A 15,977-nucleotide genomic window follows, 5' to 3' on the forward strand; every position below is an offset into this window, starting at 1 on the left:
GGGCGGGCAGGCGGGCAGGCGGGCAGGCGGGCGGGCGGGCGAACGGGATCGCAGGCTCCGCGCGCTGGTGCGCGCACACCCGCTCGCGGGAGATCTGCCGGGCCCGGCCCGGCCCGGCCCGGCCCGGCCACGGAGTGAATCACTCGAAGCGGCCTTCCCGGCACCGGCGTTCGTGATAATGATCAACTGGATGATGGCCAGTCAGTTCCATCGACGCTGAAGGAGTCGGAATATGGCGGTGCTCACGCTGTTGTCGAAGGCCGCGGCCCCTGGGACGGAGCGCCTCACCGGCGTCGGACCGGTGGTCGAACGTGCCTTGGGGCTGCCCGAGGGGAGCTGCGGCGTGACCTGGCGGCAGTGGGTCACCGATGCCGAGGGCGGGCCCGGCCCCGCCGTGAACGTCGCCTGCCTGCTGACGGTCGACGAGGCGGACTTCCCGGATGCCGACCGCCAGGCACGTCTCCCCAAGCTGCTGGGCGAGGAGTTGGGGCGAGCGCTCGGAGTGGAGGGGATCGATATTCAACTGGCCCTAGAACCACAGGTGTTGGAACCTTCACTCGTCGTCTCGCGCCCCATCGCCACGGTCGTCGGGGGCCGGGACGAGGTACGCGACGACGACTGGGCGAAGGTTTCCTCGGTGATCCGCCTGGACGCCGGACAGTTCCCGGCGGAGGCGCTGGCCGGGATCGCGGCCTTCTCCCATCTGGAGGTCGTCTTCCACTTCGACCGGGTGCCGGTCGAGAAGATCGAGAAGAGCGCCCGCCATCCGCGCGGGAACAAAGAGTGGCCGCTGGTGGGCATCTTCGCGCAGCGCGGCAAGAACCGCCCCAACCGGATCGGCGTCTCGCGCTGCCGGCTGGTCGGGGTGGACGGGTACGAGCTGCGCGTGGAGGGGCTCGACGCCGTCGACGGAACCCCCGTACTGGACATCAAGCCGTACATGGCGGAGTACGGGCCGCGTGGCGCCGCTCAGCAGCCGCAGTGGGCGACGGAGCTCATGCGGAACTACTACTGACCTGCTGCTGAGCTACTGCTGAGCTACTGCTGAGCTACTGCTGAGCGGCGGCAGGGCCTGGCGTCAGGTCGCGTCCGCCCCCTCCGCCGGACGCCCCTTCTCCGGGTTCCCCTTCGCCAGACGCCCCTTCGCCCGATGCCTCGTAGCCAGGCGCCTCCTCATCAGGTGCCCCTCCGCCCGACGGCCCTCCTCCCGACGCCCCTCCACCGAGCGTTCATACGCTGAGCGCCCGTTCGCCGTCGGTCCCAGCAGGCCGATCTCCAGGGCGATGACCGTCATCACGGCCGCCACCGCGGCGAAGAGTCTCGCCGCGCCGAACGCGTGCAGGACCGGCACCAGGGCGAAGGGCATGGCGGCGGTCGAGACGCGCGACATCGCGTACGTCCAGCTGGTCGCGGTGGCGCGCAGCTCGGTGGGGAAGATCTCGGCCTGATAGACGTGGTAGGCGTTGGAGAAGACGTTGCTGACCGCCGTGTATCCCACCCCCGCGACGACGATGGCGATCTCGTCCGTGGCCTGCCCGAAGGCGACGCCGAACGCGGCCATGGCCAAGGCGGCAGCGACGATCAGGTGCTTCCGCTCGAAGCGCTCGATCACGGGCAGGGAGATCAGCGAGCCAAGCGGGTATCCGAAGTAGGTCAGCGCGCTGAACAGCAGCGAGTGGACGATGGAGAACCCTTTGGCGTCGAGGACCAGCGGGGCCATGGTGCCGAACCCGTAGAAGCCCACGCTCTGCAGGAGGTGGAAGACGGCCATCATCGCCGCCCGGCGCCGGTAGACGAGAGGCATCCGGCGTGAGGTTCTCGCGCGAACAGCCTTTACAGACAGGCGAGCTGATGGGCCAACAGCTACCGAGACCGGCTTGGCGGAGGCATACGGGGTGCCCGCCTCCAGATCCGCCACGATCCGTTCGGCCTCGGCGGTACGGCCCACCGAGTCGAGCCACCGGGGCGACTCCACCAGGCGGCGGTAGCGCAGCAGCGCGGCGACGCCGCCGAGCGTGCCGATGAGGAACAGCCAGCGCCACCCGGCCACGCCCAGGGGGCTCAGGCGCACCAGCCAGTGCGCGAGCAAACCGACCGTCGGTACGCCGAAGAACGCGATGGTGTACGCCCAGGCGGTGTAGCGGCCCCGTACGCGCGCGGGCAGCAGGTCGCTCAAATAGGCGTCGGCAAGCGGCAGTTGCGGGCCGATTCCGATACCGGCGAGGAAGCGTGCGGCGATGAGCATCGGGGCGTTGGCGCTCAGTGCGCCCACGGCGGAGAAGAGTGTGTAGAGCGCCACCGAGGCGATGAGGAACCGCCGTCGTCCGTACCGGTCGGCCAGTCGTCCCATGGTCACGACGCCGAGGAACATGCCGACGAAGGCGGAGGCGAGCACGGCCGAGGTAGCGGTGGCGCCCAGCTCGAACCGGTCGGACAGGACCGGGCCCAGCACGCCCGACATGAAGATCTCGTACATGTCGAAGAAGAGACCCATCCCGATGGTGATCACCAGCGAGCGGTGCCGCCGGGTGACGGGGAGTCGGTCCAGGCGGGCCGCCACATCGGCGGACAGGCCCGGAGGGGCGGATTCCTGAGCCATGGCGCGCTCCTTCGCGGTGGGCGGCAGGGGGCGCGGGGCGCGGCCCCCGGTACCGAATGTCCAAATCCTGGGATTTTTCATCTTGCAGATTGGTCATTGGATGTATGTACTGTGCCTCGGCGCCGTACCGGAACCCGTGTCACGCCGGCACCTCGCCGACTCATCGAACAAAGGCGTTGGAGGAGTGGACATGAAGGCCTTGGACCGGGCCGTCGCTGTGCTGGCAGCCGTAGCCGAGGGGGAGCGCCATGCGTCCGGTATCGCCGCGGCCACTGGGGTGCCGCGTTCGACAGCGCACCGCTTACTGCGCTCGCTGAGAGCGCACAGACTGGTCGACGAGGTCGAGGAGCTGGGGCTCGTCGTCGGCTCGCGGGTGCACCAGCTCGGGGCCATCGCGCACGGCGGGGCCCTCGCGCGGGTCGCGCCCGGAGTCGTCGAACTGCTCTGCGAGAGCACCAGGTTGAGCGTTCAGATCTATCAGCGCCGCGGCGACAGCGTCGAGTGCCTGGCCGCGGCCAGCCCGCTGGACGGGCTGCGGGACGTGGTGGAGACCGGGGCGGTCGCCCCGCTCTGCGGGGACGCGACCAGTCAGATCCTGACGGCCTGGGACGACCGGCTGGATTCGGCGAGCGGGCTGGGAGAGACGTTGCGGCAGGTACGGAGCCGGGGCTGGGCCCTGACCGAGGCGGCGGACTCGCGCACCGTACTGTCGGTACCGGTCCGCGCGACCTCGCACAGGGTGGTCGCCGCGCTGAGCCTGTCGGGGCCGGCGAGGCTGCGCAAGGATGCGGCCCGGCTGCGGACGGAGCTGCGGAAGGCCGCCAAGTCACTGGAGGACGAAGTGCGGGGCACCTGGCCGGGGTGACGGCACGTCAGCCGGACTCCGGGGCTCGGTGCCACCGCAGGACGAAGAGCGCCGCGATCACCAGGGTCGCGGCGACGACCCGGTACCCGGTGCCCGCCGCGTCGCTGAAGGCGGTGACCGCCCGCGCGTGCTCCCCGGCCCCGAGCCGGGCGGCCGCGGCCAGGATGCCGGAGGCCGAGTGGTGCCCGGCGCCCGTCGCGGGGTCCGCGGCGGCGGCGAACCGGCTGGTGGTGACGGTGCCGATGACGGCCACTCCCAGGGCGCTGCCGATCTCGCGCGCGGCGCTGTTCAGCCCCGACCCGAGGCCCGCGCGATGCGACGGCACGGCGCCCATGATCCCCATGGTCAGCGGCGGTAGCGTGAGGCCCATGCCGCCCCCCGCGGCCACCAGGTAGACCGCGTACAGCGCGTACGGGGTCCCGGCGTCGGACCATGAGACGCACAGCAGGGACGCCGCGATGAGCAGCATCCCGACGGCCATCACCGGGCGCGCGCCGAACCGGGCGGTCAGCCGCGAGGCGCGCCGGGAGACCAGCATCATGCACACCGCCAGCGGCAGGAACGCCACGCCGGCGGTGAGCGGGCTCATGCCCTTGACGTACTGCAGGTACTGGGCGTTGGTGAAGAAGAGCGCGAACATCGCGAAGAACGCGGCCGTCACGCCGAGCGCGCCGGCCCGCAGCCGCGGTGTGCGGAACAACTGGGGTTCGAGCATGGGCTGTCGGCTGCGCGCCTGCTGGAGGGCGAAGCCGGTGAGGACGAGCAGCCCCAGGACGAACGCGCTCACGATGGGGGCCGACGACCAGCCGGTGGCCGGGCCCTCGATGATGCCGTACAGCAGGGCCACGAAGCCGAGGACCAGGAGTCCGGTGCCGGCCGGGTCCAGCGGGGTGTCGTTGCGCGGGGCGGCGGGGGCGAACCGGACGGCGTACATGACGGCCGCCGTCACCGGGACCATGGCGGCGAACAGGCCCTGCCAGGGCAGGAATTGGAGCAGTCCGCCGCCGACGAGATAGCCGACGACGCCGCCGATGCCGGACGCCCCGGTCCAGGTGGCGATGGCCTGGGGGCGCTCCGCGGGCGGGAAGGCGATCAGGGCCAGCGACAGCGTGGCGGGCATGACGAGGGCCGCGCCCGCTCCGGTGATGATGCGTCCGGCGAGCAGCACCGGGATGCCGTTCGCCAGGGCGCAGATCAGGCAGCCGACGGCGAAGACGCCGAGTCCCCACAGCAGCGCGCGCTTGCGGCCCCAGCGGTCGCCGACGACGCCGGCGGGGATGAGCAGGCAGGCGAAGACGATGACGTACGCGTCGACGAACCACAGCAGTTGGGTGGGCGAGGGGTGAAGGTCGCTGTCGGCGAGCTTCGGTACGGCCAGGTTGACCGCCGAGACCATCGCCACCACGAGGATCACCGCGGCGCACATGGTGGTGAGTACGAGTCCGCGGCGGGGATGGCCGGTCGCCTCGACCGACGGGGGTGCGGCTGGAGTCTGCATGAAGGGCTGCCTCGCGTGAGTGAAGTGTCAGGGCGAGGCGGACCGTTGCGGCTTGGGGACAGGGCGCGATCTTAGTCGACCGCGCGTCGTGCGTGGGGCCTTTGTCCGCGATCCGGTCGTCCGCCGTCCGCGATGCCGCACCGTGCGGCACCGTGCGGCACCGTGCGGCACCGTGCGGCACCGTGCGGCACCGTGCGGCAAACGGAACGTCGGAGCGGGCGAACATCTCCCGAACGGACCTTCGGGATTTCGGGAATCCCTCCCACATGTCTCAATAATTGAGATGTATTCATCCACGATGTAGACCTACGTAACACCTAACGCTTAATCTCTCGTTCCGGCGGACCCCGACGGCTTGGGGGAAGGCCATCTTCCGCACGTGCCCGCAGGACTACGGGCATGTGCTCGTTCCGGGCGACGCGAGCAGTCTTCACCGGCCGCCGAGTGGTGCCCTTCAAGTGCCAAGTGACCGAACGGGGAGGGATCTTGTCGGCCAGTGCCACGATGGCGGAGGCGGACGTCGGCGACTGTCGCAGCTCCGGTTGGCGTCCGGCGCCCCTGCCGCGCCCACCGGGAGGACGGACCGCAGGACCGCTTCCCGCGAGCGCATTGCAGGAGCAGTACTCCACTCTCACGACGCGACTCGCATCCACTCTGAACGATTCTGCCGCTCGCTGGCGAATTTTGTGCGACATAGCGCAAATCCGATCCGTTCTGAAAGCCGGCGGAGTGCGTCCCTGGGAATTCGGCGTCCGAGCCGGGAGCGGTAACGCCGTCGCCCGCCGGATGTCCGGCCTCCTGCTGGACGTCGTACGGCACACCGGAAGCCCCCGGCTGGCCGCACTGGTCCCCGGCACCGCGCCGTCGGCCATCCGCCTGCGGCCGCTGCTGGAGGAACTCCGCGCGGCGAACCAAGCCCCGTGCGTCGGCGCGTACTTGCACGGCTCCGTCGACGCCGGGTACCGGGCGGTCCAGGAGGAAGTGCTCACCCAGGAGCTCGACGCCATGGCCCGCCTGGCGGGACCGCCGGCCGGCGGCGTGCGGCTCGTCCTCGCGGAACTGGCCCTGCTGCGCGCCCGGCAGACCGCACTGGCCTGCTGGTTACGGTTCGGCGAGCTCCTCCGGTCGCTGCTGCCCAAGCGCCCCGGCGTCGTCAGCATCGGCGCGGGCCTCGGCGAGTTCGAGGGCACCCTGGTGCGGGAGACCGCCGCGCGGGCGCTGTGCGTCGACATCGACATCGACATCGACACCGCGCCGAGCCGCCGCCCGCACGGACTGCGCCAGCGGCGGATCACCCCGCTGGAGGCCTACCGGCCGCTGGGCGACGACCTCGACCTGCTGATACTCAAGGACGCACTGCACCACATGCGGCAGCCGCAGTGGCTGCTGTGGTCGGCCGTCCGCGCGCTGCGCACGGGCGGGGTCGCCCTCGTCATGGAACCCACCGTCGAGGCGGCGGACCGGCCGGGGCTCAGCGCCCTGCGCGAGCTGGACTCGACCCCGTACAAGAACAGCATCGTCCCGGCCGGGCTGTGGGAGCGCTGGTACGGCCACGCGGGCCTGACCGTGCTCAAAAGGCTGGACTACCCGCCGGGGGTCATCGACAACAACGACTCGTTCCCGCGGACGGTCTGGCTTCTCGGCCGGTCCCGCGGACCCGGCCGAAGTGCGTGAACAGCCTCGACAGCGACGAGCGGAGGACACAGCATGATCGAGTTGAGGGAACCCCTCCACCACCTGGTACGGCAGCCCGTCGAGTTCACTCAGGGCAAGAACTTCCCGCAGCGCATCCACATCTACGACGAGACACTCCGTGACGGCGAGCAGATGCCGGGCGTCGCCTTCAGCCCCGACCAGAAGCTCGAACTCGCCGGACTGCTCAGCGACATGGGCGTGGACGTCCTCATGGCCGCCTTCCCCGCGTCGAGCGAGTCCGACCGCGAGGCCCTGCGCCGCATCCTGGCGGCCCGGCACAGCGGGCGGCTCCGCGCCGACCTGGAGATCATGACGATCGCGCGGGCCTCCCGGCACGACATCTCCGTCGCGGCGGAGACGGCCCGCCAGGCGGGCGCGGACCTCGGCTCGGTGGGCGTGCTGGTCCTCTCCACCGCCTCCGACCTGCACCTGAAGTACAAGCTGGGGCGCACCCTGCTGAAGTACAAGGGCGCACCCGAGGACGACTGGCTCAGCCGGCCCGTCGAATGGTACCGGCGGGCGAACCTCGACCTCATCGCCGACCACCTGGCCTACGCCGCCCAACTCGGCTTCGGCACCGTGGAGTTCGCCAGCGAGGACGCCAGCCGCGCCAGCACGGACTACCTCCTCGAATGGGCCAGGGCCTGCCGCGACGCCGGCGGCACCCGGCTGTGTTTCTCCGACACCTGCGGCGTGTTCACCCCAGAGGCCGTGGACGCGTACATCCCGCCGCTGGTGCGGGCGCTCCCCGGCTTCCCCGTCACCGCGCACTTCCACAACGACTTCGGGCTGGGCGCGATCAACACCGTACGGGCGCTGGGGCACGGCGCGACCCACGCCAGCATTTCCGCCTGCGGCATCGGGGAACGCGCCGGCAACACCTCCATCCACCAGGTCGTCATGGTGCTGCGGGACCTCTACGGCGTCGAGCTGCCGGGCTTCGCCTACGACCGGCTGTGGGATCTGCGGCGGGCGGTCGAGCGGTTCTCCGGAATTCCCATCCAGCCACACGAGCCGATCATCGGCCACAACGTCTTCGCGCACGAATCGGGAATGCACACCGCGGGCATCGCCATTCACCCCGCGATCTACCAGACCATCGATCAGGACGTGGTCGGCGGCGAGCACCGCTTCGTCCTCGGAAAGCACAGCGGAAAGGCGGGCGTCCTGCACGCCCTGGACGAACACGGGCTCTCGGCGGATATGCCCGCCGACGTCCTGGACAAGGTGGCCGACGCGGTGCTCGACGAGGTGAAGTCCCGGCGCGAGCGCCGTGCGTCGGAAGCCGACTTCGCGGCCTATCGGGAGGCGTATTACGCGCATCTGGCCGGCCTCGGTGTGCCGGAAGAGGAACTGCTGCAGATCTTCCGCGACGTAACGGTCGCGGCATCACAAGAGAGCAAGTGAGAGCATGGGCAAAATCTGGAAGTTCGGCGACGATGTGGACACCGATCAGATCATCGCGACGCGGTATCTGCTGCTGCCGGGCGTCGACGACATGAAGGACCACACCTTCGAGGGGCTGCGCCCCGAGTTCGCGGGGGGATTCACGCCCGGCGACATCATCGTGGCCGGCAAGAACTTCGGCTGCGGTTCCTCCCGCGAGCAGGCCCCCCGGGTCATCAAGGCGCTGGGCGCGGCGGCGGTCATCGCCCCCACCTTCGCGCGGATCTTCTACCGGAACTCGATCAACATCGGCCTGCCGGTGGTGATGTCCGCCGAGGCGTCCGCCGCCGCGGTCGAGGGCGAGGCGATCGAGGTGGACCTGGAGAAGGGCACGATCACCACCGCCGGGGCCGAATTCGCGTTCCCCCGCTACCCGGACCACGTGCTCGACATCGTGCGCGCGGGCGGGCTCATCGAGCACCTGCTCGCCACGACGTAGCGCGCAGCACAGCGCCTCCGTCCTCCCCCGACTTCCCCACATGAGCACTATGCGAAAGGTCCGAATCGCCTTGGGCATGACCATCACCGAGAAGCTCCTCGCCCGCGCCGCGGGAGTTCCGCAGGCGCGGCCAGGAGAGATCCTCACGGTCGATGTGTCGTGGTGCATGACGAACGACGCCACCACGCACATCAGCATCGACATGTTCAACGCCCGCCTCAAGGAGCGCGGTATCCACGCGCCCGAGCGGACCGTGTTCGTGATCGACCACAACGTGCCGTCGGAGAGCCCGACCACCACGGCCACCCAGAACAAGATGCGGGCGTTCGCCCGCGAGCACGGCATCCCGCTCCACGACGGCGAGGGCGTCTGCCACCAGCTGATCCTGGAGGAGTACGCCAAACCCGGCGACGTGGTCTTCGGCGCGGACTCGCACACCCTGACCGCCGGGGCCGTCGGAGCGTTCGCCGCCGGGGTCGGCTCCACCGACTTCGTCGCCGCGATGGTCACCGGGCAGACCTGGGTCATGGTGCCGCCCACCATCCGCATCGACGTCGAAGGCGCCCTGCCCGAAGGCGTGTTCGCCAAGGACGTCGTGCTGCACATGATCGGCGACCTCGGGGCGGACGGCGCGACCTACAAGGCCATCGAGTGGGGCGGACCCGGCGTCCAGGCGCTCAACACCGAGCAGCGGGCCACCCTCGTCAATATGGGCGTCGAGGCCGGCGCCAAGTCCTCCGTCGTGGAGCCCGACGAGGAGACCCTCCGCTACCTGCGGGAGAAGCGCGGCAGCGACGCGGACACCGGGGAGCTGTTCGCCTCCGACCCCGACTGCGTCTACGAGCGCCGGCTCACCTACGACCTGTCCACGCTGGAACCGGTCGTCGCCTATCCGCACAACGTCGACAACATCGCCCCCGTCACCGCCTACGAAGGCACGGCGGTCACCACCGGGTTCCTCGGCTCGTGCAACAGCGGCCGGATCGAGGACCTGCGGATCGCGGCGGGGGTGCTGCGCGGGCGCAAGGTGCTGCCCGAGGTCAAGCTCATCGTCGCGCCGGCGTCGAAGAGCGTCTACATGCAGGCTCTCAAGGAGGGCCTCATGGACGTCTTCCTCGAAAGCGGCGCGATGGTCGTCAACTCGAACTGCTCCGTCTGCTTCGGCAACCAGGGCGCCATCGGCGAAGGCGATGTGCTGATCTCCACCGGCACCCGCAACTTCCCCGGCCGGTCCGGCAGCCAGAAGGGCGAGATCTTCCTGGCCTCGCCCGCCACGGTCGCCGCCACCTGCGTCGGGGGCTACATCACCGACCCCCGGGAGTTCGTCTGATGAGCGGCGCGGACGCCTCGCGGGTCATCCGCCTCGGCGACAACATCGACACCGACATCGTCATCCCCACCCAGTACATGACCCTGCCGAGCGTCCGGGACATGGCCCGGTACGCCTTCTCCCCGATCTGGCCGGACTTCGCCGATTTCGTACGGCCGGGGGACGTCATCGTCGCGGGCCGCAACTTCGGCAGCGGCTCGTCGCGGGAGCAGGCGCCGGAGATCATCAAGGAGCTGGGAATCCGCTGCGTGATCGCGGTCAGCTTCTCCCGGCTCTTCTACCGCAACGCCCTCAACAACGGCCTGCTGGTCATCGAGTCGTCGGACCTGCCACCGCTGGTCGACACCGGATCGAGGGTCGGCGTCGACCTGGAGCGGTGCGTGTTCGAGGTCGCCGACGAGCAGGAGGGATCTCCTCGGCGCGAGGTTCCCTTCGGGAGCATCCCGCACGAGCTCATGAACATGGTGGCCGAGGGCGGCCTCGTCGCCTACTGGAGCCGTGTCAACGCCGAGGCTTCCGGCACCGCCTCCTGACCCCACCGCGCGCAGTGCTGACTGCAACGGTGCGGCGTTGCCGGAGAAACCCCATTGGAACCGACCGGAACCATGGAGGAACTAGCAGTGCAAACGGCCAATCTCTTCAACGACCACACGTTCTCGAAGAAGGACGTCCTTCTTCTGCACGGGATCGACAACTACAACCGCGACGATCTCGACCTCCTCAAGGAGGTGCGCGAGAGCGGAAATCCCGACGCCATCCTGTCCATATGCGTCAGCACCACCTCGGCGTGCAACATTCGCTGTTGGTACTGCTACGCACTCGGCAACAAGAAGCGCAACCCGGGTCAGTTGACCGTCGACGAGTACCGCGACCTCATCGACCAGGCAGTCGACCTCGGCGCCCGCACCATGATCGTCTGCGGTGACGGTGAGCCCACGTACGACCCGGCGCTCACCGACATCGTCAAGCACGCCGTCTCCCGCGAGCTCATGCCGGTCATCGTCACCAACGGCACGATCATGGGCAACGACCGGGTCTCCAAGCACCTGCACGGGCTCGACGGCCGGGAGCTGACCCAGTTCCTCAGCGACTCCGGCGCCTCCCTGCTCGTCAAGCTGGAAACCCTGGACCCCAAGCTGTACGAGAGCATCGTGAACGTACGGGGCGCGTGGGAGAAGTTCGAGGCGGGCGTCGACCGGATGATGGAGGCCGGCTTCGGCGACACCTGGGAGCAGCCGGACGGCACCTACACCCGGATGTCCTTCACCGGCATCGCCACCAAGGAGAACGTCGACAGCGTTCCGGCGATGAAGCAGTGGGCTCGGGACCACAACGCCCAGTTCATCTGCAAGGTGCCGTCGCCGATCGGCGGCGCCCTCGATCAGGCGGCCACCAAGCTGTTCCCGCCGGCCGAGGTCGAGTCGGTCCGCACCCTGATCGACAGCTACACCGACAAGCGGGAGACGCTCACCCCCATCGTGCTCGACGGGGACAAGTGCATGACCTGCCTGGCCTGGCACCTCGGTCCGGTGATCACGGAGGAGGGCTACTACGTCGAGTGCTACACCTCGACCGAGGCCACGTTCGGCAACGTGCGTGAGAAGTCCCTCTCCCAGCTCCTGAAGGAGAAGGTCAAGGGCACGGACTGGGACAACCCGTGCCCGATCAAGGACCGCCTGTATGTGCAGCTGACGCAGAAGATGCAGGAGCAGCAGAAGGCGGAGGAAGTGATCTGCACCGGCTGACCGGACGTGCGGGCGCCGGGGCGTGCTCCGGCGCCCGCACTCCCCCGGGCCCGCCCTCCCCCGGGCCCGTTCACCAGGTCCGTCCGCCGGGTCCGTTCCCGGGTCCGTGCCGGAACCGCCTGCCGGGTCCGTCCGCCGGGACCGTCCGCCGCACAGAGAGTTTCCAAGGGCTTATGAATTCAGCACAGGGACTGTTATCACCGCACGACCGCCCGACGGCCGCCTGGTCCACGGTGGCCGGCCGGCTCGGCGAGTCGACCATGGGCGACGTCCTGCGCTGGGGCGCGGGCGGTTCCGTCAACTTCGCCGGCGGGTTCCCGGACGAACGGCTGTTCCCGATGTGGCACGTACAGGACGCGCTGGACGACGTCCTGGCGCGGCACGGCTCGCAGGCCCTCCAGTACGGCTCCGCGCAGGGGGCCGAGTGGGTGCGCGAGGCCGTAGCCGGCCACCTGGAGCGGCGCGGCGTGCTCACCTCGCCGCGGACCATGCTGCTGACCAGCGGCGCCCAGCAGGCGATCGACCTCGTGACCCGGCTGTACGTGGACCCGGGCGACGTCGTCGTCACCACGTCGCCCACCTACTTCGCGGCCCTCGAACTCTTCGAGGCGGCGGGCGCCGAGATCGTGACGGTCCCGCTCGACGAACGGGGCCTGGACCTCGACCGGCTGGACGCCGCGCTCGGCGACCCCCGGGCCAAGGTCTGCTACCTCATCACCGACCACCAGAACCCGACCGGCATCAGCCTGCCGGCCGAGCAGCGCCCGCTCATCGCCGACCTGATGCGGCGCCACGCGTGCCATCTCATCGAGGACGACGTCTTCGGGGACATCGCCTTCGAACCGCCCGCGCCCCCGATCCAGCGGTGGGCGCCCGACCGGGTCTCGTACGTGACCAGCTTCTCCAAGGGGCTCTCCCCCGGCCTGCGCACCGGCGTGCTCGCCGCGCCCGCCGACGTGATCGGCAAGGCGCTGGCGCTGCGGGAGAACACGGACGTATGCCCCAACACGCTGGCCCACGCCGTGGCGGGTGAGCTGCTGCGCAGCGGCGCGTACCACCGGCTGCTGCCCCGGCTCTGCGCCCGGTACCGCACCCGCCGGGACGCCCTGCTCGCCTCGCTGGAGCGCCATCTGGCCGGCCGGGCGCACTGGACGACGGCCCGGGGCGGCTTCTTCACCTGGGTCACCCTCGACACGGCGACCGACGCGGAGGAGCTGCTGAAGGCCGCGGCCCGCTCGGGCGTCGTCTTCCTGCCGGGCTCCCGCTTCCGCCGGGGCGGGGAGCCGGAAGGCGTGCAGCCGGAGGGCGGGAAACCGGACGGCGGGAAACGGGCCGAGCTGCGGCTGAGCTGCGCGCGCCTGGAACCCACGGAGATCGAAGAAGGAATCGGCCGGCTCGCCGGACTGGTGTAGGCAGACGCGCGATCGTGCGCGCGGAAAGTGAGAGAGAAACAGTGCCCGCAACCCTTTACGAGAAGATCCTTGCACAGAAGGTCGGGCGCCCCGTAACGGTGGGCGAGATCGTCGAGATCGATGTCGACCGTGCGATGATCCACGATTTCTTCACGCCATTCGTGATCCGCAAATTCCGGGAGATGGGGTTCACCCGGCTCAAGAACCCCGACTCGGTGGTCATCATCTACGACCACCTCGTCCCCACCAGCTTTCCCGAGGACTCCGCCTATCACCGGGTGACCGAGGAGTTCATCAAGGAACAGGGCATCGCCAACGTGCACCGGTCCGACGGCATCAGCCACCAGATCATGTGCGAGCAGGGGTACATCACCCCGGGCGACGTGTCGGTGGGCACCGACTCGCATACGGTGATGTACGGCGGCCTCGGAGCCGTGGCCACGGGCGTCGGCTACACCGAGATGGCCGCGGTGCTCGGCACGGGGCGCACCTGGCTGAAGGTGGTCCCCACGATCCGGGTGAACGTCGAGGGCGACCTGGGCCCCGGGGTGTACTCCAAGGACATCATCCTGCGGGTCATCGCCGACATCGGCGGCGACGGGGCGACCTACAAGGCGCTGGAGTTCGGCGGCGGCACGATCGACGCCATGACCATGGACAGCCGGCTGACGCTGTCCAACATGAGCGTCGAGGCCGGCGCGAAGACGGGGCTGATCGCGGCGGACGACACCACCCTCGCGTACGTCTCCCGGCACGGCGACATCACCGGGAAGGAATGTCTCGCACCGGACGCCGGCGCAGTGTACGAACGGGTCCTCGACTACCGCGCCGCCGACCTCGGCCCCGTGGTGGCCTGCCCCAGCACGGTCGAGAACGTCAAACCGGTCGGCGAGGCCGCGGGCACGGAGGTGCAGCAGGCCTTCCTCGGCTCCTGCACCAACGGGCGGCTGGAGGACTTCGAGATCGCGGCCCGGATGCTCGCCGGCCGCAAGGTCGCTCCGGGCCTGCGCTTCTACGTCGTCCCCGCCAGCCGCGAGATCTTCCGGGCGGCGGTGGCGGCCGGCTACGTCGAGACGCTGATCGCCGCCGGGGCCGTGGTGAACCAGCCGGGGTGCAGCCTGTGCTGCGGCCGCAGCGGCGGCCTGATGGACGCCGGCGAACGGATCATCAGCAGCAACAACCGCAACTTCATCGGCCGGATGGGCAGTTCGCAGGCCGAGATCTACCTCGGCTCGCCCGCGACCGTCGTGGCATCGGCGATCGAAGGCCGGATCACCGACCCCCGCACCTATCTGAACTGAACTCAAGGAGGCAGTCATGACGGAGACGACACACCGGGTCCCGGTCCGCATCCCCTCGCGGACCGGCGCGGACGCACTGCGGGTGACGGACGCCGCCGTCGGCAGGATCGCCGCGTCCCTCGGAGCCGACGCCCGGGACAAGGCGCTGCGCATCGGGGTGAAGCCCGGTGGCTGCTCGGGGCTCTCGTACACCATGTACGTCGAGGACGAGGTCGCGGCGAGCGACACCACCATCGAGCGCGACGGCGTCCGCATCGTGGTGAGCGAGACGGCGATGCCGTATCTGAAGGGCACCACCCTCGACTACGAGGAGGGGCTCATGGAGTCCGGCTTCGTCTTCGACAACCCCAACGCCTCTTCCTCCTGTGGTTGCGGCAACAGCTTCAACTGACCTTTTCCGTCGCTAACTTGGGAGGCACACCATGAGCAGCACGGCACAGCAAGCCGCGGTCCGCACCGCGATCACCGTGACCGACGCCGCACGCGCGGCGCTGCGCGAGCTGGCGCAGCCCGAGTCGGGGTCGGAGCGTCCCGCACTGTTCGTCTCGGTGGAGTCCGAGGACGGCGGCGAGTTCCGCTACGAGTTCGCCTGGCGGACCACGGCGGAGGTACGTCCCGGGGATCTGGCCACGGACTGCGAGGAGTTCGCCGTCGTGGTCGCCGAGGCCGACGCCGGCCGGCTGGCGGGCGCCACGCTGGACGCGGACCCGCAGTTCGGGGTGGTGATCAGCAACCCGAACGCGGACTCCGAAGCCGCGCCGGACTCCGGCGGCGCCCCGGCCTCCGCCGACGACGACGAGCTGCGGGCCCGCGTCGAGAAGCTCTTCGCCGAAACCGTGAATCCGGCGCTCGCCTCGCACAGCGGCGCCATCAAGCTGGAGCGGATCGAGGACGGAGTGCTCTATGTCAGCCTGCTGGGCGGCTGTCAGGGGTGCAGCGGCGCCGCGCTGACCCTGGCGGACGGCATCGAGCGGTTCATCGTCGACGCGATGCCCCAGATACGCAAGATCGTCGATGTGACCAACCACGCCGCCGGCGCCAACCCGTTCCTCCGCTGAAGGGAGCCCCCCGATGACGCTCCCCACGGAGACCGCTCACCCCGACCTCGAAGGCCTGGGCACGTATTCGTACGGCTGGGCCGATTCCGATGTGGCCGGTGCCGCGGCCAAGCGCGGGCTGTCCGAAGAGGTCGTCCGCGATATCTCGGCGAAGAAGAACGAGCCGGAGTGGATGCTCAAGCTCCGGCTCAAGGGTCTGAAGCTGTTCGGCAAGAAGCCCATGCCGACGTGGGGCTCGGACCTCACCGGCATCGACTTCGACAACATCAAGTATTTCGTGCGGTCCACCGAGAAGCAGGCGGCTTCCTGGGAGGACCTGCCCGAGGACATCAAGAACACCTACGACAAGCTGGGCATCCCGGAGGCGGAGAAGCAGCGTCTGGTCGCCGGGGTCGCCGCGCAGTACGAGTCGGAGGTCGTCTACCACCAGATCCGTGAGGACCTGGAGGAGCAGGGTGTGCTGTTCCTGGACACGGACACGGCGCTCAAGGAGTACCCGGAGATCTTCCAGGAGTACTTCGGCACGGTCATCCCGGTCGGCGACAACAAGTTCGCGTCGCTGAACACGGCGGTGTGGTCGGGCGGCTCG

At 69.7% G+C, this 15,977-nt stretch carries 14 protein-coding genes and 1 pseudogene; 13 read left to right on the forward strand and 2 right to left on the reverse strand.

The features are described 5' to 3' along the window. Positions 1-232: 232 nt before the first annotated feature. On the forward strand, positions 233-1,015 hold the full coding sequence (locus AB0I22_RS06040; protein WP_363129429.1) for an SAM-dependent methyltransferase: 783 nt from the start codon (positions 233-235) through the stop codon (positions 1,013-1,015). 63 nt (positions 1,016-1,078) lie between these two features. On the opposite strand, the gene AB0I22_RS06045 is transcribed toward AB0I22_RS06040, so the two are convergent. Then, on the reverse strand, positions 1,079-2,599 hold the full coding sequence (locus AB0I22_RS06045) for an MFS transporter (RefSeq protein ID WP_363129430.1): 1,521 nt from the start codon (positions 2,597-2,599) through the stop codon (positions 1,079-1,081). Between the two features lie 190 nt (positions 2,600-2,789). Between AB0I22_RS06045 and AB0I22_RS06050 the strand changes: the two genes are divergently transcribed. Beyond that, positions 2,790-3,464 (forward strand): helix-turn-helix domain-containing protein, encoded by a 675-nt coding sequence (locus AB0I22_RS06050; protein ID WP_363129431.1) that lies wholly within the window; start codon positions 2,790-2,792, stop codon positions 3,462-3,464. A 7-nt stretch (positions 3,465-3,471) separates the two neighbouring features. Here AB0I22_RS06050 and AB0I22_RS06055 read toward each other — a convergent pair whose 3' ends face one another. Then, complete coding sequence (locus tag AB0I22_RS06055) at positions 3,472-4,962, reverse strand: MFS transporter (RefSeq protein WP_363129432.1); 1,491 nt, start codon at positions 4,960-4,962, stop codon at positions 3,472-3,474. A 729-nt stretch (positions 4,963-5,691) separates the two neighbouring features. Here AB0I22_RS06055 and AB0I22_RS06060 point away from each other — a divergent pair. The 11 genes and pseudogenes from AB0I22_RS06060 to AB0I22_RS06110 all read left to right on the forward strand — a co-directional run. Next, positions 5,692-6,636 (forward strand): hypothetical protein, encoded by a 945-nt coding sequence (locus tag AB0I22_RS06060; RefSeq protein WP_363129433.1) that lies wholly within the window; start codon positions 5,692-5,694, stop codon positions 6,634-6,636. Positions 6,637-6,669: 33 nt separating this feature from the next. After that, positions 6,670-8,064 carry a hypothetical protein gene (locus AB0I22_RS06065; protein ID WP_363129434.1) on the forward strand — a complete coding sequence of 465 codons (1,395 nt, stop codon included), beginning with the start codon at positions 6,670-6,672 and terminating at the stop codon, positions 8,062-8,064. A gap of 4 nt (positions 8,065-8,068) precedes the next feature. Further along, complete coding sequence (leuD, locus tag AB0I22_RS06070) at positions 8,069-8,542, forward strand: 3-isopropylmalate dehydratase small subunit (RefSeq protein ID WP_363129435.1); 474 nt, start codon at positions 8,069-8,071, stop codon at positions 8,540-8,542. Positions 8,543-8,582: 40 nt separating this feature from the next. Next, on the forward strand, positions 8,583-9,872 hold the full coding sequence (locus AB0I22_RS06075) for an aconitase/3-isopropylmalate dehydratase large subunit family protein (RefSeq protein ID WP_363129436.1): 1,290 nt from the start codon (positions 8,583-8,585) through the stop codon (positions 9,870-9,872). Beyond that, positions 9,872-10,405, forward strand: a complete 534-nt coding sequence (locus AB0I22_RS06080) for a 3-isopropylmalate dehydratase (protein ID WP_363129437.1) — start codon at positions 9,872-9,874, stop codon at positions 10,403-10,405. Before AB0I22_RS06075 ends, AB0I22_RS06080 begins: the two co-directional genes overlap by 1 nt. Positions 10,406-10,492: 87 nt before the next feature. Continuing rightward, positions 10,493-11,617 (forward strand): radical SAM protein, encoded by a 1,125-nt coding sequence (locus tag AB0I22_RS06085; protein WP_363129438.1) that lies wholly within the window; start codon positions 10,493-10,495, stop codon positions 11,615-11,617. Between the two features lie 173 nt (positions 11,618-11,790). After that, a complete protein-coding gene (locus AB0I22_RS06090) occupies positions 11,791-13,029 on the forward strand; it encodes a PLP-dependent aminotransferase family protein (protein WP_363129439.1) in 1,239 nt (412 codons plus the stop codon). 41 nt (positions 13,030-13,070) lie between these two features. Further along, positions 13,071-14,330: a 3-isopropylmalate dehydratase large subunit gene (locus AB0I22_RS06095; protein WP_363129440.1), complete on the forward strand. Its 1,260-nt coding sequence runs from the start codon at positions 13,071-13,073 to the stop codon at positions 14,328-14,330. Between the two features lie 16 nt (positions 14,331-14,346). Next, positions 14,347-14,721: an iron-sulfur cluster assembly accessory protein gene (locus AB0I22_RS06100; protein WP_363129441.1), complete on the forward strand. Its 375-nt coding sequence runs from the start codon at positions 14,347-14,349 to the stop codon at positions 14,719-14,721. 31 nt (positions 14,722-14,752) lie between these two features. Next, positions 14,753-15,388: a NifU family protein gene (locus AB0I22_RS06105; RefSeq protein ID WP_363129442.1), complete on the forward strand. Its 636-nt coding sequence runs from the start codon at positions 14,753-14,755 to the stop codon at positions 15,386-15,388. Positions 15,389-15,401: 13 nt separating this feature from the next. Continuing rightward, positions 15,402-15,977 (forward strand): annotated as a pseudogene (locus tag AB0I22_RS06110) (Fe-S cluster assembly protein SufB); the annotation flags it as partial.

The organism is Streptomyces sp. NPDC050610, from assembly GCF_040654875.1.
Taxonomy (GTDB): Bacteria; Actinomycetota; Actinomycetes; order Streptomycetales; family Streptomycetaceae; genus Streptomyces.